The sequence below is a fragment of the Achromobacter spanius genome (assembly GCF_003994415.1).
GTDB classification, from domain to species: domain Bacteria; phylum Pseudomonadota; class Gammaproteobacteria; order Burkholderiales; family Burkholderiaceae_B; genus Achromobacter; species Achromobacter spanius_C.
This window is the reverse complement of record NZ_CP034689.1, coordinates 4,272,221-4,287,746: the sequence shown is the minus strand read 5'-3', so window position 1 is coordinate 4,287,746 and position 15,526 is coordinate 4,272,221. Positions and strand designations below refer to the sequence as shown.

16 protein-coding genes and 1 riboswitch are annotated in these 15,526 nt (G+C 65.5%); of the genes, 8 read left to right on the top strand and 8 right to left on the bottom strand.

Annotated elements, in window-relative coordinates:
• Positions 1 to 79 precede the first annotated feature (79 nt).
• A complete protein-coding gene (locus ELS24_RS19530; protein WP_127185094.1) occupies positions 80 to 778 on the bottom strand; it encodes a glutathione S-transferase family protein in 699 nt (232 codons plus the stop codon).
• Between the two features lie 192 nt (positions 779 to 970).
• Entirely contained in the window at positions 971 to 1,363 is a 393-nt protein-coding gene (locus ELS24_RS19525) for a DUF4168 domain-containing protein (protein ID WP_050445044.1), read from the bottom strand.
• A gap of 424 nt (positions 1,364 to 1,787) precedes the next feature.
• On the opposite strand from ELS24_RS19525, the gene ELS24_RS19520 reads away from it, so the two are divergent.
• On the top strand, positions 1,788 to 2,045 hold the full coding sequence (locus ELS24_RS19520) for a helix-turn-helix domain-containing protein (RefSeq protein ID WP_240669338.1): 258 nt from the start codon (positions 1,788 to 1,790) through the stop codon (positions 2,043 to 2,045).
• A 34-nt stretch (positions 2,046 to 2,079) separates the two neighbouring features.
• Here the strand turns inward: ELS24_RS19520 and trhA are convergent, their stop codons facing one another.
• Entirely contained in the window at positions 2,080 to 2,724 is a 645-nt protein-coding gene (trhA, locus tag ELS24_RS19515; RefSeq protein ID WP_127185093.1) for a PAQR family membrane homeostasis protein TrhA, read from the bottom strand.
• Between the two features lie 376 nt (positions 2,725 to 3,100).
• Here trhA and ELS24_RS19510 point away from each other — a divergent pair, with 376 nt between their 5' ends.
• Together ELS24_RS19510 and ELS24_RS19505 are read left to right on the top strand one after the other, a co-directional pair.
• Complete coding sequence (locus ELS24_RS19510) at positions 3,101 to 4,192, top strand: extracellular catalytic domain type 1 short-chain-length polyhydroxyalkanoate depolymerase (RefSeq protein ID WP_127185092.1); 1,092 nt, start codon at positions 3,101 to 3,103, stop codon at positions 4,190 to 4,192.
• Between the two features lie 145 nt (positions 4,193 to 4,337).
• Entirely contained in the window at positions 4,338 to 4,850 is a 513-nt protein-coding gene (locus ELS24_RS19505; RefSeq protein WP_127185091.1) for a DUF1993 domain-containing protein, read from the top strand.
• Positions 4,851 to 4,917: 67 nt separating this feature from the next.
• Here the strand turns inward: ELS24_RS19505 and ELS24_RS19500 are convergent, their stop codons facing one another.
• A complete protein-coding gene (locus ELS24_RS19500; protein WP_127185090.1) occupies positions 4,918 to 5,415 on the bottom strand; it encodes a VOC family protein in 498 nt (165 codons plus the stop codon).
• Positions 5,416 to 5,539: 124 nt separating this feature from the next.
• Positions 5,540 to 5,899 carry a DUF1428 domain-containing protein gene (locus ELS24_RS19495; RefSeq protein ID WP_050445052.1) on the bottom strand — a complete coding sequence of 120 codons (360 nt, stop codon included), beginning with the start codon at positions 5,897 to 5,899 and terminating at the stop codon, positions 5,540 to 5,542.
• 166 nt (positions 5,900 to 6,065) lie between these two features.
• Here ELS24_RS19495 and ELS24_RS19490 point away from each other — a divergent pair, with 166 nt between their 5' ends.
• The 4 genes from ELS24_RS19490 to ELS24_RS19475 all read left to right on the top strand — a co-directional run bounded on the left by ELS24_RS19490 (position 6,066) and on the right by ELS24_RS19475 (position 10,530).
• A complete protein-coding gene (locus ELS24_RS19490) occupies positions 6,066 to 7,040 on the top strand; it encodes a GlxA family transcriptional regulator (RefSeq protein WP_050445053.1) in 975 nt (324 codons plus the stop codon).
• Between the two features lie 92 nt (positions 7,041 to 7,132).
• A complete protein-coding gene (locus tag ELS24_RS19485; RefSeq protein WP_127185089.1) occupies positions 7,133 to 8,659 on the top strand; it encodes a BBE domain-containing protein in 1,527 nt (508 codons plus the stop codon).
• Positions 8,660 to 8,690: 31 nt separating this feature from the next.
• Positions 8,691 to 9,908, top strand: a complete 1,218-nt coding sequence (locus ELS24_RS19480; RefSeq protein ID WP_127185088.1) for a lactonase family protein — start codon at positions 8,691 to 8,693, stop codon at positions 9,906 to 9,908.
• Between the two features lie 67 nt (positions 9,909 to 9,975).
• Positions 9,976 to 10,530 (top strand): M23 family metallopeptidase, encoded by a 555-nt coding sequence (locus ELS24_RS19475; protein ID WP_127185087.1) that lies wholly within the window; start codon positions 9,976 to 9,978, stop codon positions 10,528 to 10,530.
• Here the strand turns inward: ELS24_RS19475 and ELS24_RS19470 are convergent.
• Complete coding sequence (locus ELS24_RS19470; protein WP_127185086.1) at positions 10,487 to 11,734, bottom strand: D-amino acid dehydrogenase; 1,248 nt, start codon at positions 11,732 to 11,734, stop codon at positions 10,487 to 10,489. The genes ELS24_RS19475 and ELS24_RS19470 overlap by 44 nt on opposite strands.
• A 138-nt stretch (positions 11,735 to 11,872) precedes the next feature.
• Positions 11,873 to 11,963, bottom strand: a riboswitch (glycine riboswitch).
• A 188-nt stretch (positions 11,964 to 12,151) separates the two neighbouring features.
• On the opposite strand from ELS24_RS19470, the gene ampC reads away from it, so the two are divergent.
• A complete protein-coding gene (gene ampC, locus ELS24_RS19465; protein WP_164741367.1) occupies positions 12,152 to 13,372 on the top strand; it encodes a class C beta-lactamase in 1,221 nt (406 codons plus the stop codon).
• 38 nt (positions 13,373 to 13,410) lie between these two features.
• On the opposite strand, the gene ELS24_RS19460 is transcribed toward ampC, so the two are convergent.
• Both ELS24_RS19460 and ELS24_RS19455 read right to left on the bottom strand, forming a co-directional pair.
• Positions 13,411 to 14,403, bottom strand: coding sequence for a 3-hydroxybutyryl-CoA dehydrogenase (locus ELS24_RS19460; protein ID WP_127185085.1), 993 nt, complete (start codon positions 14,401 to 14,403; stop codon positions 13,411 to 13,413).
• Between the two features lie 2 nt (positions 14,404 to 14,405).
• Positions 14,406 to 15,503 (bottom strand): NAD/NADP-dependent octopine/nopaline dehydrogenase family protein, encoded by a 1,098-nt coding sequence (locus ELS24_RS19455; RefSeq protein ID WP_127185084.1) that lies wholly within the window; start codon positions 15,501 to 15,503, stop codon positions 14,406 to 14,408.
• Between the last annotated feature and the right edge of the window lie 23 nt (positions 15,504 to 15,526).

Below are 15,526 nucleotides of genomic sequence, written 5' to 3'. Positions count from 1 at the left end.
TCAGCGAGGGCCTCTTAGCGCGGCCTCTTAGCGCGGCCTTTCAGCGGGCCCTCTTGGCTAGCCCGCTTGGTGGCCCCTCTTAGCAGGCTGCGGTCGGCGCCTTGCGCGCCAGGCCGCCAAAGGCGTCCAGCAACCGTTCGCGCCAGGCGTGAACGGGATCGTCTTCCGCCAGCAGTTCCAAGGAGCTGGTGCAGCGCGCCCACATGAACATGCCAAAGACCGCATAGTCGGCGTAGCCGTGCTGGGCGCCCGACAAAAACGGCTGCTTGCCCAGCGTGTGGCGCAAAGGCAGCAGCGCCGCCCGCAGCGCGTCGATCTGTTCGGCGTAAGCCGCCGGCAAGTCTTCAAGCCTGCCAAAACGCTTTTCGCGCGAGGCCCGGAAATAATCCTTGTCCTTCTCGTGGATCAGTTCGTGGATGGCGGGCAGCAGCAAGCGCGCCAACACCGGCACCAAGGTGGTGTCGGCCCAGGAGTTCGCGAACAGGCTGAGCGCGCGGCCGCCCTCGCCATTGAACAGCGAGGGCCGCTCGGGGAAGGTGTCTTCCAGATAGCAGGCGATGCGCCAGGAATCATTGACCACATGCTCGTCGTGCACCAGCACGGGCACCAGCTTCTGGCCAGAAAATTCAATAGCTTCTTTCTCAGTGAAGCGCCACGGCACGGTCTTGGCCGACAGCCCCTTGTGGGCCAGCGCCATGTGCGTTTTCCAGCAGTGCGGGCTGAAGCGCAGCGTCTCGTCGGCGCCAGCCAGGTCATACAGGGTGAGATCCGGGGTCAAGATGCCGTGCTCCTTCGAAGTGGGGTCGATAGCGGAACCGGCAGCCAGGATACTGCTTTCCGGTGGCGCGGAAAACGTGGCGCGCGAGTGGAAAGCGCAAATCCGAGAGCACAAATGAAAAGCGCCACGCGCTCAAAGAACGCGTGGCGCGGGCCGGACAATCCCCGGTCCGGCCGGTCATGCCTGTATGTCCTACTTCGACTTGCCCTGGCTCAGGTTCATGACCCGCTGCTTCAACTGCGGATCTTTTTGAACGGCCTGGCCAATGCCATTGAATTCTTCAACCGTCAGGCCGTCGGCGCGCACCAACTGCACCATCTTCGCGTCGGCTTCCTGCACGACCTTCTGCTTGTCGTCGTTGGTCTTCGCGGCGTCGACCTTGGGACGGTATTCGTCAACCACGCCCGACACCTTTTGCGATGCCGAAGCGAAGCGCTGTAGTTGCTGATCGGTGGGTTGGGTGATGGCGGGGGCCATCTGCGGCTGAGCGGCCGGCTGGCTGGCGTTCTGCGCCATCGCGGGAGCACCGGACAGCGCCGTCGTCAGGATGGCGGCGGATAGGAATGCGTAAGTGGAACGCTGCATGAAACCTCCGTGTTCCGGTTAAGTGTCCGACCATGATGAAGACCGCAAGCGCCCAGGGGCAAGTTTCGCGATGTGTTTTCCTGTGTCGGCAGGCCACGAGCGGGCGCCGCCCTGTAGGAGGGAGGCCCCTGGGGCGGCCACGGAAACGTTTTGCGCGGTTTCGTAGTGGCTGCTGGCCGCGATGTGTCGGCAGGTGTGCGCGTGTGGGACGTTGCGACCCACGAATGTGCGGGGCGATCGTAGGATGGGTGGAGCGCGAGGAGACGTTCAGAAAAACCCAAGCGCCGAACGCGCGCAACCCATCAGCCGCCGGTGAAGATAAATCGGACCGCCGCTAGATGGGTTACGCGCGATGGCCCCCCGGCGATCTTGCCCCCGACACCTCGCGCTACACCCATCCTACGAATTTGGCCCGGATGCGCGCATGCCGCCGCAAACCTGGGCTGACCGGCTGCACATGAGCCCGCGCACGTTTAGCCGATATTTCCGTCAGCAGACGGGAATGGCGTTTGCGCAATGGCGCCAACGCGCTTGCGTGGTCTTGGCGCTGGCCCGCCTGGCGGCTGGCGGCTCGGTCACCGCGATTGCGCTGGACTTCGGCTACCAAAGCCCCGCCGCTTTCTCAACGATGTTCCGCCGCGTGCTGGGGCGCGCGCCCACTGACTACCTGCGGCATCGCTAGGGCCGGGACGCCTCGTGGCGGCGTTGCGTAAAGCTCAGGCCGCGTACCAGAGCACCGCGAAAAAGTGGCAGACCGTGCCCGCCAGCACAAACAGATGCCAGATGAAATGGCTGTAGCGCCAGCGGTTGTCGAAAACGAAGAACACCACGCCGCCCGTATACGCCAGCCCGCCCGCCACCAGCCAGGCCAGCCCGCCCGAGGGCACGCTTTCGATCAGCGGTTTGACCGCGATGATCACCAACCACCCCATGGCCAGGTACAGTCCGGTGGACAGGGCAGGGCGATTCAGCCGCTTGCTGGCCTTCAACCCCACACCCAGCAACGCCATCGCCCACACCAGCCCGAACAAGGTCCAGCCCCAAGGCCCACGCAGGGCGCCCAAGGCAAACGGCGTATAGGTGCCGGCAATCAGCAGGTAGATGGCCGAGTGGTCCAGCACGTTGAAGATCTGCTTGGCCCGGCACAGCGGCAAGGCGTGATAAATCGTGGATGCCAGATACAGCAAACACATCGACGCGGCGAACACCGCCGCCGCCGCGATGAAGGCGGCATCCCCCTGACGCACGGCGGCCACGATCAGGATGGGCGCGGCGGCCACAGCGCCCACGGCGCCAATGCCGTGGCTGATGGTGTTGGCGATTTCTTCGCCGAAGGTTTGGGGGCGGTCGTTGGGAAACATGAATACGTCTTATTGATGCAAGGCTACAACCATAAGCGCTTTGGGCGGCGGGCTCAATGGTTGTCGGGGTGGTGGGCACGGGGGATGCGGGTCGCGCTTGATATTGTGCAAGCCCAGCGCACGTGATCAACCGGAAGCGACTTACTCCGCAGTAACCCTGTGATACATTTCATGCGGCTGTTCCAACCGCCCGCAGAGGCGAACGCCTTGTTCTTTTTCCTGGGCTCGCACCCGCGTTGGCGCATCGGCGTCAGCGCAACAGATACTCTTAGCGTTCTGACCATCGCGGTCGCGTTGGTGTCCCGTTTGCAATGGCTGACGGGCGGCCCCGGCCTGGCCGGGAGGTTCTAGCAGGTTTACTGGCCGAGGCCTACCAATGGCGCGCAGTTTTACCAATCTGTTTTTCAAAGCGGCAAAGAAGCTGAGCAAGCTGCAACGCACGGCGATGCGCATGGCGACGCCCAAGCCCGCCCGCAAGCGGGCCACGTCGGCGCGCAAGGCGGCGGCCAAGGCAGCGCCGGCCACGGCCACCCCACGTCAACCCGTAACCCCGTCGCTGGGTAGCGGGCGCTGGGAAGGCTCCCGGCGATTTTCCGATGGCCAGGGGCGTCAACTTAGCTTTGCGCGCTATACCCCGGCTTCCGCGCCGCCCACGGGCATGCCCTTGGTGGTGATGCTGCATGGCTGCCGCCAGACCGCGCTGGCCTTCGCGCGGGGCACGCGCATGAACCAATGGGCGGACGCGGGGGGCTTCATGGTGCTGTACCCGCAGCAGTCCATGACGCGCCAGGTGCAGCGCTGTTGGCGCTGGTTCCAGCCCGACGACGCGCACGGCGGTGCCGAGGCCGATTTGATCGCGGCGCTGATCCAGTCTGAAGTTGCGCGGCACGGCCTGGACCCCGAGCGGGTCTATGTGGCTGGCCTGTCCGCGGGCGCGGGCATGGCGGCCTTGGTGGCCTTGCGCCATCCGTCGATGATCGCGGCGGTGGCAATGCACTCGGGGCCGGTGGTGGGCGACGCCCACAGTGCCACGGCCGGCATCAGCACCATGCGCCGCGGTTCGGTCAAGCCCTTGCTGCCGCTGCTGGCAAGCGTGTCAGACCCCGCCGTGTTTCAACTGGGCATGCCCGCGCTGATTCTTCAGGGCCAACTGGACCCGGCGGTGGCGCCGCGCAACGCCAAGCAACTGTTCGAGCAGTTCCGCGCGCTGAACGCCCCACGCCCGGAAGACGTGCCAATTGAACGTGTGCTGGGCTTGGGCACTGACAAGGCGTATCGCCGTGTGGATTTGCTGCGCGGCCGAAAAACCGTGCTGCGCCTATGTGAGATCACGCGCCTGGAGCATGCCTGGAGCGGAGGAGATGCCTCAGTGAAGTACCATGCCCGGGGTGGGCCGGATGCGTCGGCGCTGGTGTGGCGCTTCTTCCAGGGCTTGCGCCGCGTGGGGGCGGGTCGCTCCAAACCCTAGGCAGGATTGTTCCGATTTTGGGAACGGATATGTCGAGGCCGGGCGCCAGGGAAATGGCACCCGGTGGCAGTAACATCGCCGCATCCCTGGCGCTGGCTGCATTCCGCGCGCGCCCACCAGACGAACCCCTTTGGAACTTCCCGCCATGACGCTTTCTGTTTATCAGGCCTCCGTGCCCGTGCTCATCCGAGGCCTGACCGTGCTGGCCAGCCTGCTGGAAAAAGGCCTTGCCCATGCCGAAGCAGCGGGCACCGACCCCGCCGACCTCGTCAACGCGCGCCTGGCGCCCGACATGTACCCCTTGTCGGGCCAGATCCAGCGCGCCAGCGATGCGGCCAAGTTCGCCGTGCAGCGCTTGTCGCAGGGTCAAGCACCCAAGTTTCCCGATGAAGAAACCACGTTTGCGCAATTGCAGCAACGCATCCAGGACACGATCGCCTACCTGCAATGCGTGACGCCCGAGCAGTTCGACGGCGCCGAAGACCGACAGATCGTCATCAACTTCGGCGACTTCAAACCCGAGTTCAAGGGCGACACCTATCTGCTGAGCTTCGCGCTGCCGAACTTCTATTTCCACGTGACGACCGCCTACGCGATTCTGCGCCATGCGGGCGTAAAGATCGGCAAGCTGGATTTCCTGGGGCCGTACTCGCAATAAGCGGCGGCCAGGCGCAGGGCAAACGCAGGCCATGCAGACCGGCGGGCCCGCCGCCCGCCGCGTAGGTTTACTTTTTGTTGGCGTCGCCGCAACCCGACATCTCGCCCATCTTGGCCATGTTTTGCTGGATTTCTTCGGGCGTGTAGTCGAACTGGTGCGTGGCGATGGACCAGCGGTGGCCAAACGGGTCCACCACCTGGCCGTACCGGTCGCCCCAGAACATATCTTCGGCGGGCATCGCCAGGGTGGCGCCGGCGTCCACCGCTTGCTTCATCGCGGCGTCCACGTCCTTCACGTACAGGTGCAGCGTGACGGGCGTGCCTTTCAGCGCCTTCGGCCCCAGGCTGCCCCATTCGGCAAAATCATCCATCAGCATCAGCACGGAATCGCCGATGCGCACAGCCGCGTGCATGATCTTGCCGCCCGGGCCGGGCAAGCGCGCCAGCTCTTCGGCGTTGAAGGCTTTCTTGTAGAAGGCGATGGCGTCGGCGGCGCCCTCGCAGATGATGTGGGCGGTCAGCGTGTGCATGCCGGCGGGAATGGGTGTGGTGGCGGGCGTGGCCATGGTCAGTCTCCAGATAGGTGAGGTGATGGGTTGGGGACGGAGCACCGCCGCGCGTGGCGTGCCGGCTTGTCCTGTCTATACGACGAACGGGCGGTGTCGATATCGACACGCCGCGCCATTTTTTTTATTTGCTTACCAAGGTGCTGAATCCGCCCCAGCACATCCGCTTGAAATCGAACACGTTTTCGCAACCGCTCATATTGGCCAGGCGGGGGTCGGCCATGACCAACGGGTTGATGCGGTCGCGGTCGGCCTTGCTGGCATACAGGATCCAGGCGAAGACCACCGTTTCGCCGTCCTTGACGCCGGCCGCTTCGGCAAACGACCGCATGTTTTCGCCACCCGGTCCATCGGCCACGCATTCGCGGTAATCCAGCGCGCCATGGTCCAGCCAGACCACCTTGGCCTGTTCCGCCATCTTCTTGTAGTCGGCCAGGTTGGCCTTGGGCACCGGCAGCAAGAAACCGTCTACGTATTCTTCCATCGCACACTCCTTTGGTTGCTGTGGTTGGTTCGGCGAGCGCGCCCGCTGGTCGCGCCTGCCGCCGTCCGGCCATACAGCCGTAGACGCCACTTTATCGGCATCGGCGCCGCTTTCAGATAGGGGATTGCGACATTCTTGCGGGTGGATTGCGTCAACGCCCGGGCGTATGCTTAGCGTCATGAAAAATGTCGCGTTTCTTCTGCCCACGGGCACCAACATTGCGTCCCTGGAAACCGCGCGCCACGGCTTCCTGGTGGCCAATAACTACCTGGCCGCGCAAGGGCGCGAACCCCAATTCCATGTGCGCACCCTGGCGCTCACGCGCGAGGTCAGCCTGGATGAGGGGCGCATCAAGGTGCAGGCCGACCTGGTGCTGGCCGACGCGCCGCAAATCGACATCTGCATTGCTCCACCCCTGTTGGGCACGGTGTCCGACGTGGTGCTGTCGAACCGGGAGTTGATCGATTGGTTGTCGACGCATCACCGCAATGGCGGCGAAGTGGCCAGTTTGTGCGTGGGCGCCGCGCTGTTGGCCGCGGGCGGCGTGCTGGACGGACAGCAGGCGGTGGTGCATTGGGTGGCGCAGAACCTGTATGCCAGCCTGTTTCCGAATGTCCGCTGGATCAGCGACCGCGTGGTCATGGCCGAGAACGGCGTCTACACCAGCGGCGGCGCGTTTTCGGCGGCGCATCTGGTGCTGCACCTGATCGAAAAATACACCGACCGCGACACCGCCATCTGGTGCGCCAAGTATTTCCAACTGGACTGGAGCCGCCAGAGCCAGTTGCCGTTTTCGGTGTTCATGGGCCAGAAGGCCCACGCAGACGAGGTGGTGCGCGCCGTGCAGACTTACATCGAAGGCCGCTACACGGAAAAGATCACCGTGGAAGAGCTGGCCGGCCACCACGCCATGGGCCGTCGCACGCTGGAGCGGCGGTTTCGCCAGGCCACGGGCAACAGCATCGTGGAATACCTGCAGCGCGTGCGCGTGGAAGCGGCCAAGAAGCGGCTGGAAAGTTCGCGCAAGAGCGTGGCCGAAGTCATGTACGAAGTGGGCTACAACGACACCAAGGCGTTTCGCGACATCTTCAATAAATATTGCGGCATGTCGCCCGTGGGCTATCGCGAACGGTATCAGTAGAAAATCGGACTTCTCTTACAGATGTTCGGGGCGCTCTCGGCCTATTCTTGATGCGTCGCGGCCTGACTCCCAGGCCCGGGAGGCAAGCCGACATGAGCATCAGCGTCACGCAAGATGATCCCCGCTACAAGACCCTGAAAAAGGGCTTCAACCTGCGGTGGCCCGCTCAACCTGCTGATGCCGTCGCACGCATCGAACTCTGTGAAACGCCCGAGGATGCGGCCCGCGCCCTGACCCGCATCGTCGCCGACGGCAAGCGCCCCACGATACGCAGCGGGGGCCATTGCTACGAGGACTTCGTCTCGAACAATCCCGACGGCGTCATCCTGGACCTCAGCCTGCTGGACCGCGTGCCGCCCGCATCCGACGGGCTGCTGCGCATTGCGGCTGGTTCGCAAAACTGGAACGGCGACCAAGACCTGTACAAGCGCCATGGCGTGTCCTTGCCCGGCGGTTCATGCTATTCGGTGGGGGCGGGCGGCCACATCACAGGCGGCGGCTACGGCCTGCTGTCGCGCTTGCAAGGGCTGGCGTGCGACTGGCTGAGCGCGGTCGACATCCTGACGGTGGACGCGGGCGGCAACGTCGTGCCGCGCACCGTCAACGCCACGCGCGACCCTGACCTGTTCCGTGCCTGCCGCGGCGGGGGCGGCGGCAACTTCGGCGTGATCACCAGCTATGGTTTCGCCACGCTGCCACAGGCCCCGCGCGAAGTGGCCATCGCCACGGTCGCGTTCGACTGGGCCGGCATGACGCCCCGACGCTTCGCGCAATTGCTGGACATCTACGGCAGCTATTGGGAAACGCGGGGCAGGCAGTCCGATACCTGGGGCATGTTCTCTTTGCTGAAGCTTACGCATCAGGCGGCGGGGCAGATCGTGATGATCGTGCAGTTCTGCAACCCCGACGGCACCTGCCAAGACCTGACGGTGCTGCAAGACTTTCTGGACCGCTTTCGCGCCTGCGCGCCGGTGGCCGCGCGCCCCACCACGCCGGGCCTGCCGCGCCCGCGCATCGGCGGCGACCTGCTCTGCAGCGAACCTCACACCGTCATTCGCTACGACTGGCTGACGGCCACGCAAACGCTGAATGGTTCTGGGCCAAACCAACGTGGCAAATACAAGTCCGCCTATATGAAACGCAACTTCAGCGCGCATGAAGCCGCCCGCATTTACGTGCACCTGACTCGCGATATGCCCGGCGCCGACCTGCGCCAGTCGCTGTTGCAAGTGGACTCCTATGGCGGCGCCATCAACCGCCCCGAACGCCTGCGCGACACCGCCGTGCATCAGCGCGAATCGGTCATGAAGCTGCAATACCAAAGCTACTGGACCCACGCTGACCAGGACGCCATTCATTTGCGCTGGATGACGGACTTCTACCGTGACGTGTATGCCGACCCGGCGGAGCCGTCCGAACGCGATGTAGCGGGCACGCCGTATCCCGGGGACCGCTATCAAGGCTGCTACATCAACTACCCCGACCGCGACATGCTTGCGTATGCCGTGTGGCCGCGGTTGTATTACGGCAAGGGCGAGCTTTATCCTTTCCTGCAACAGGTCAAGCGCCGCTACGATCCGAACAATGTCTTCCACCATGCGATGTCGGTGCGCCCGTGATGACGCCCGCTACGCCCAGCCGGAACCTGCCATGAATACCCTTGCCAGCGCGCCGCGCAGATCCTTTATCCAGCTTGCGGGCGGCTTGTCGGCCGCGAGCGCGGCGGGGCCGTGGTTGTCTGCGATGGGCGCCACGGCATCCCGTGGCGATGCCGCCGCCTTCGCCTATGTGGGCACCTACACGCACGATGCGCCGGGCGGCACGGCGGGCGGGCCGCCGTCGGCGGGCATACAGGTGTTTGCGGTGCGCGAGGCGGGCTGGCGGCTGATCCAGGTCATGGAAAGCGACAACCCGTCCTACCTCGCCATGCATCCGACGCGGCGTTTTCTGTACGCCATCAACGAGATCGAACTCTGGCAAGGGCTGCCCCGGGGCACGGCGGAAGCCTACGCCATTGATCCCGATGATGGCCGCCTGCGCTTGCTGAACCGGCAGCCGCTGTCCTTGTCCAGCACCGCGCCTGCCCACCTGGCGGTGTCGCCGGATGGCAAGCATCTGGTCACCGCGCAGTATCTGGGCGGCACCTACAACGTGCTGCCCATCCACCGCGATGGCTCGCTGGGCGCGGTGTCGGGCATTGTCAAGGAAACCGGCTCGGGCCCTCGCCCCGAACAGCAGTCCGCGCACCCGCACATGGTGTTGTTCGACCCCACCGGCCTGCGCGTGCTGGCGACTGATTTGGGCAGCGACCGCATCAATCTTTTCACGTTTGAAGACGGCGACTTGTCGCTTGCCGGACGCACCGAGCTGCCGCCAGGCAGCGGGCCGCGCCACCTGGCGCTGCATCCCGACGGCGCGTTGCTGTATGTGGTCAACGAGCTTGATGCCAGCGTGTCGTGCCATGGTTATGACGTCATCGCGGGCCGTGTGCTTGAACCGCGCCACACGGTGCCGGCCACGCCCTCGGGCTTTACCGGCACGGGCGACGCGGCGGCGCTGCTTATCCACCCGTCCGGCCGCTTTTTGTATGTCTCAACCCGCCGGGTGCAGAACGATCATCCGCAGGCCGACAGCATTGCCGTGTTCGACATCGGCGCGGACGGCGCGTTGACGCCCCTGCAGTTCTGGACCGAGGGGCTGCGTTTTCCGCGCGCGTTGGCCCTGGCGCCGGATGGCGGAGCCTTGTACGCGCTGAACCAGAAGGGCGATTCGATACTGCGTCTTGGCATCGATGCCAAGACGGGCCGCCTGGGCAGCCCCCAGGTGGTGGCTCAGGCCCCCACGCCTGTGTGCCTGGTGTTCGCGTAGGGGGCCGAGCGCCCTGTTCATTTCGCACACCGGGGAACCCCTCCGCCCGCTCGGCGTCGAACGGTTCATGAACGCCAACCCTGTCTTGCGCTTCATCAAGCGCATCGTCGTACTTTCCTTGTTGGCCGCGCTGGCGGTCTGGGCCTGGCCGCGCCTGCCCGACGCGGCGCGCGCGCCCTGGCATATGGCGCGGCTTGCCTGGCAGCAAGCCCCGGCGTCATTGCCTGTGCCGGTACAGGGCGTGTCCGCCGCGCGCCTTGCCGACACCTGGGGCGCAGCCAGGTCGGGTGGCCGGCGCCACGAGGGCATCGACATCTTTGCGCCCCGTGGCACGCCCGTGCTGTCCACCACCGAAGGCGTGGTGATGCAGGTGGGCACCAACAACCTGGGCGGCCAGGTGGTGTGGGTGCTGGGCCCCGGCCGCCAACGGCATTACTACGCGCATCTGGACGGCTACGCCGACATTGAACGCGGGCAATTGGTGGCGCCGGGCGACGTGCTGGGTTATGTCGGCAATACGGGGAATGCCCAAGGAACGCCGCCGCATTTGCATTATGGAATTTATGACGGCGGGGCCATCAACCCGTATGCGCTGTTGGTGACGAAGAAAACGCCGTCCTGACGCTTTCCGCCAGCACTTGCGCGGTGGCCGCCGACAGGGTCCAGCCCAGGTGCCCATGCCCGGTGTTGTAGAACACGCCCGGGCGCTTGCCCGGCCCGACGCGCGGCAGCATGTTGGGCGTCATCGGGCGCAGGCCGCACCAGGGCACCACGCGCGATGTCATCACGTTGGGGAAATGCTGGCGGGTCCAGTCGATCAGGGGTTGCACGCGCTCGGCGCGGATGTCCAGGTTGAAGCCGTTGAACTCGGCCGTGCCCGCCACGCGGAAGCGGTCGCCCAGGCGGCTGGTGACGATCTTTGCCGCTTCGTCCAGCAAGCTGACGCGGGGCGCGGCGGCGCGGCTGTCGACGTCGTCCAGGTGCACGCTGATCGAATAGCCCTTGACCGGGTAGATGTTCAGCGTGTCGCCCAGCAGCTTGGCGAATTGTCGGCTGGCGGATCCCGCGCACACCACGATGGCGTCGGCCTCGTGCGGTTCGCGTTCGGCGCCGCCGTTGCGCCGTACCTCCAGCCGGTATCCGCCGTTGTGCGGGCGAATGGCGCCGATGTCGGCGTCTTGCACGAAGGCCACGCCACGGCGTTCGCACGCGCGGGCCAGGCCTCGGGTGAACTTGTGGATGTCGCCGGTGGCGTCCGACGGCGTGTAGAAGCCACCGTGGCACTGGCTTTGCAGGGTGGGTTCGATGGCGCGGGCTTCGTCGGCGGTGACCGCATAGCGGTCCAGCCCGCCGGCTTGCAATAGCGCGTTGGCGCGATGTGCCGCCTTGAAGCTGTCGGCATCGTGGTAGATGTGCAAGATGCCTCGGCGTTCCAGGTCGAAGTCAATGCCTTCGGCCTCGGCCATATCGAACAGGTGTTGCCGCGCCTGGATGGCCAGGCGCGTGGTGGCGATGGTGTTGTCGCGGTAGTTGGGAATTTGCCCCATGAACTGCGCCAGCCACGAATACTTGTGCCAACTGAACCGGGGGTTCAGCAACAGCGGCGCGTTTTTGCGCAGCATCCAGCGCAGCCCTTTGAGAATGGTCGCGGTGCTGTTCCAGACTTCGGCGTTGCTGGCGGACAATTGGCCACCGTTGGCGTAGGACGTTTCCATGGCGGGATAGCGCTGGCGGTCGTAGACGGTGACCTGGTATCCCAGTTTGCACAAGGCATAGGCGGACGTGACGCCGGTGATACCGGCGCCAATGATGGCGATGCGGGGCATGGTGGCTCCAGAGGGGGTGGCCGCACCCAATGTGGACGCGGCACCCCATCTGTCTTTGATACCTGAGAGCTTCACCCGGCCGGCTTTGCGGCGGGTTCCCCTTCGGTGGGCGCACACGGCGCCTCTCTCCAGATTGTCTAGACGCGCGCAGTCCTGTTGCCTGAGAGTTTCCGGGGCGGTTGCTCCGTCGGCGTTGGCCGCAAGGGCCAATCTCTTCTGCGCGGTTTTGAATCGACGGGGTAGAGAATAGCCAAGTTCCTGTCGTAATTGATTCAGGGTTAGTACTATGTCGCGTGCGCCGCGCACGTTGATGGGGCGGCGCAAACCGAGAGGACGATAGGAATGATGTTTCACGCCGCGCGACGCGCCGTCTTGCACGCCCTGGCCACCGTGGCCGGCTGCTCCCTGTTTTCGTTGATGGCCGTGTCCGGCGCGCAGGCGGGCTCGCCTCCTGCGAAGGCGGATCAATCCGCCACCTCCGGCCAGCCCGCGCGTGCCGAGCCGGTGCCTGCTGGCGCCGATATCGACGACGCCGTGCATGCGCTGATGCAGGAGTACGACGTGGCCGGCCTGGCCATCGCCGTCACCCGCGAAGGGCAGCATGAATTCCGCAACTATGGCGTGGCCTCGCTGCAAACGCACACCCCCGTCAGCCGCGACACATTGTTCGAGCTGGGCTCCATCAGCAAGACCTTTACCGCCACCTTGGCCACCTATGCCCAGGCGCTGGGCAAGCTGTCGCTGTCCGACAGCCCGGCGCGCTTCGTGCCGGCCTTGCAGGGCACGGCATTCGGCAAACTGAACCTGATACACCTGGGCACGCACACGGGCGGCGGCTTTCCCCTGCAAGTGCCGGACGCGGTGACGGACGACGCACAATTGATGGCCTACCTGGCTGCCTGGACGCCGCGCTACGCGCCGGGCACGTACCGCACCTATGCCAACCCCAGCATCGGCATGCTGGGCGTGGTGGCGGCCAAGAGCCTGGGTGAGCCGTATGCACAAGCCATCGAGAAGACGCTGTTGCCCCGGCTGGGCTTGTCCAACACATACATCCACGTGCCGGCCGCCAAGATGGGTGACTACGCGCAGGGCTACAACAAACAGAACGCGCCCGTGCGCGTGAACCCGGGCGTGCTGGCCGACGAAGCGTACGGCGTGAAGACCAGCGCCAGCGACCTGATCCGCTTTGTGGATGCGAACATGGGCGTCGCGTCTGCCCCGCGCGAATTCAGCGCGAAGGCCGCGCGCGAAGCGAAGATTGCCCAGGACGTTGTTGGTGATGCCGTGATTGCCAAGGCGCTGGCGGACACGCACGTGGCTTACTACGACGTGGGCGCGATGACGCAGGACCTGGCGTGGGAACAACTGGCGTACCCCGTCACGCTGGACGCGCTGTTGGCCGCCAACGCGGGCACGATGAACAGCCAGAGCCAGCCGGCCAAGGCCTTGACGCCGCCGCAGTCGCCGCGCGCCGATGTGTGGATCAACAAGACCGGTTCCACCAACGGCTTCGGCGCCTACGTGGCGTTCGTGCCTGCCAGGAAGGTCGGCGTGGTGATCCTGGCCAATCGAAATATTCCGAACGAGGCGCGCGTGCGCCTGGCGTATCGCATTCTTGAGGCGGACGCGCGCTGAGTTGAAGCGGACGCGCGCTGAGTTGAAGCGGACGCGCGCTAAGGGGGTGGCTGGCGCGCACCACCCGCGCGCGGCAATAGCCCCATCACTTCCAGCCGCTTGCACAGCTGCCCCAGGCGCTCCATCTTGTAGGCGTCCACGTCCACGCCGGCATAGTCGTAAAAGCCTTTGCCATCGCGCAGCCCGTTGCGGCCTTGTTCCATGTTGCGGGCGATGACATCCGGCGACGCGAAGCGTGGGCCGATCTCGCCTTCAAGGTAGCGCGACGCGTAGTACAGGATGTCGCCGCCGCCCCAGTCGATGAATTCCAGCAAGCCCAGCACCGAAAAGCGCAATCCAAATCCCAGGCGCACGGCCGTGTCGATGTCCTCGGCGCTGGCCACGCCTTCCTCGACCATGCGGGCGGCTTCGTTCATCGCCAGCGCCTGGATGCGCGGCACGATGTAGCCCGCCGAGGGCGCGCACTGCACGGGCACCTTTCCGGCCTGGCGTAGCACGTCCAGCAAGGCTTGCAAGGCGGCATCATCCGTACGCGGTCCACGGCTGACTTCAACCAGCGGAATCAGATAGGCCGGGTTGAGCCAATGCGCGTTCAGAAAGCGCTCGGGGCCGTGCACCAGTTGCGCCAGCTCGGTCACCAGAAACGTGGAAGTGGTTGATGCGATGATGGCGTCCTTCGCGCAGACTTGCCCCAACCAGGCGAAGGCGTCGCGCTTGGCGTCCAGGCGTTCGGGCACGGCTTCGAAGACGACGCGCGCGTGTTGAAGATCGGCAATGGCGTCATCGCGCCCGCACAGGCGCACGCGCTGCATGGCGGTGTCGGCCTGCTCGGCATCCAGCAAACCCAGGCGGCTTAGCGTGCCCAGTTCGCGCCGCAGGTTGGCCAGCACGCGCGCGTGGTGCTCGGCTTGTTCGGCGGGCGTTCTGGGCTTGATGTCGATAAGCGTCACGTCGCGGCCGGCATGCACGTACGACAAGGTGATGCCTTCGCCCATGCGGCCGGCGCCGATCACGCAGATTCTGTCTTCCATGATCAGCACCCCTGTTCCAGCAATTCCGCCATGCCGGCACGCGACAAGCGGTCCAGCCCCAGGCGTTCCAGTGTGCGGCCTTCGGCGTAAAGATCGCGGCCGGTGATGGCGCTGGCGATATTCAGCAGGCCCTGCGCGACCGGCGTCGGTACGTCTGCCCAGCGGCCGGTGGACACCAGGAACGACAGCCCCAGCCGCGTGTCTTCCAGCATGTAGCGGTGCGTGTGCAGGTCGATGGTTTCGCGCCAGTCGCCGCTGTCGGTCAGCTTGCCGTGCGCGCCGCGTCCGTACATCCATTCGTCGCCTTGGCTGGCGTAGTGATCGGCCAGCGGAAAGTGCGGCGCCCCGTAGCCCAGCGCCTCGCGGATGGCCACGCGTTCGGCGTCCAGCGTGTCGGTCACGCGGCGGATGGCGGGCTGCGTGCCTTCGTTATGGATGTCCCACTTGTCGAAGTGTTCCAAGGGGCCGGCATTCATCAGGATGAGCGGCGGGTGGATGATGGGGCCGGCGTTCATCAGCGCGCCCGCCAGTCCGTCTTCGATGGGTTCGATGCTGGGGTAGGCCTGGCCCAGCAGCGCCAGCGCGTTGTCGGTCAGGCGGCTGGGAAACACGCCGGTGGGCAGGCGCGTGGCGTACCCGCTGATCACCACCGTGTTGCCGTGTTTGCGCGCCAGGTAGGGCAGGGTGCCGGTTTCCGCATACGCGACGCGGGCGGGGTTGCCGGCGTCTTTCTGCGCGCGCGCAAAAAGGTAGCTGCCGAACGTGCCGGGCGGCAGGAACACCACCTGGCCGTCTTGCAGCAGCGGCGCCAAGGCGGCGGCGAGCGCGTCGTGGGTGGTGCAGGGCAGGGGGATGACCAGCACCTGCGCGTCGGCCACGGCGTCAGGCAAGGCATCTGTCAGCGCCAGATGGCCGGGGCCGGAACCCAGCGGCACCTGGCGCGTGCCGCGATAGTCGGTGACCGTCAACGCGCCGGCATCGCGCAAGCCCTGGAAGGCGGCGCCGTCGCGGCGCCACCAGCGCACCTCGTGTCCTTTTTCGGCCAGTTCGGCGGCTGCCGCGTAGCAGCCATGTCCGCCGCCTATGACGCTGATTCGCATGATCAAGCTCCTTCGATGAAGGC

Coding starts and splice junctions, on each gene's coding strand:
- ELS24_RS19500 (WP_127185090.1), bottom strand. CDS start 5,415: ATGGCCACGCCCGCCACCACACCCATTCCCGCCGGCATGCACACGCTG.
- ELS24_RS19485 (WP_127185089.1), top strand. CDS start 7,133: ATGAGCATCAGCGTCACGCAAGATGATCCCCGCTACAAGACCCTGAAA.
- trhA (WP_127185093.1), bottom strand. CDS start 2,724: ATGTTTCCCAACGACCGCCCCCAAACCTTCGGCGAAGAAATCGCCAAC.
- ELS24_RS19470 (WP_127185086.1), bottom strand. CDS start 11,734: ATGCCCCGCATCGCCATCATTGGCGCCGGTATCACCGGCGTCACGTCC.
- ELS24_RS19510 (WP_127185092.1), top strand. CDS start 3,101: ATGGCGCGCAGTTTTACCAATCTGTTTTTCAAAGCGGCAAAGAAGCTG.
- ELS24_RS19490 (WP_050445053.1), top strand. CDS start 6,066: ATGCTTAGCGTCATGAAAAATGTCGCGTTTCTTCTGCCCACGGGCACC.
- ELS24_RS19520 (WP_240669338.1), top strand. CDS start 1,788: ATGCCGCCGCAAACCTGGGCTGACCGGCTGCACATGAGCCCGCGCACG.
- ELS24_RS19480 (WP_127185088.1), top strand. CDS start 8,691: ATGAATACCCTTGCCAGCGCGCCGCGCAGATCCTTTATCCAGCTTGCG.
- ELS24_RS19525 (WP_050445044.1), bottom strand. CDS start 1,363: ATGCAGCGTTCCACTTACGCATTCCTATCCGCCGCCATCCTGACGACG.
- ELS24_RS19455 (WP_127185084.1), bottom strand. CDS start 15,503: ATGCGAATCAGCGTCATAGGCGGCGGACATGGCTGCTACGCGGCAGCC.
- ELS24_RS19505 (WP_127185091.1), top strand. CDS start 4,338: ATGACGCTTTCTGTTTATCAGGCCTCCGTGCCCGTGCTCATCCGAGGC.
- ampC (WP_164741367.1), top strand. CDS start 12,152: ATGGCCGTGTCCGGCGCGCAGGCGGGCTCGCCTCCTGCGAAGGCGGAT.
- ELS24_RS19475 (WP_127185087.1), top strand. CDS start 9,976: ATGAACGCCAACCCTGTCTTGCGCTTCATCAAGCGCATCGTCGTACTT.
- ELS24_RS19460 (WP_127185085.1), bottom strand. CDS start 14,403: ATGGAAGACAGAATCTGCGTGATCGGCGCCGGCCGCATGGGCGAAGGC.
- ELS24_RS19495 (WP_050445052.1), bottom strand. CDS start 5,899: ATGGAAGAATACGTAGACGGTTTCTTGCTGCCGGTGCCCAAGGCCAAC.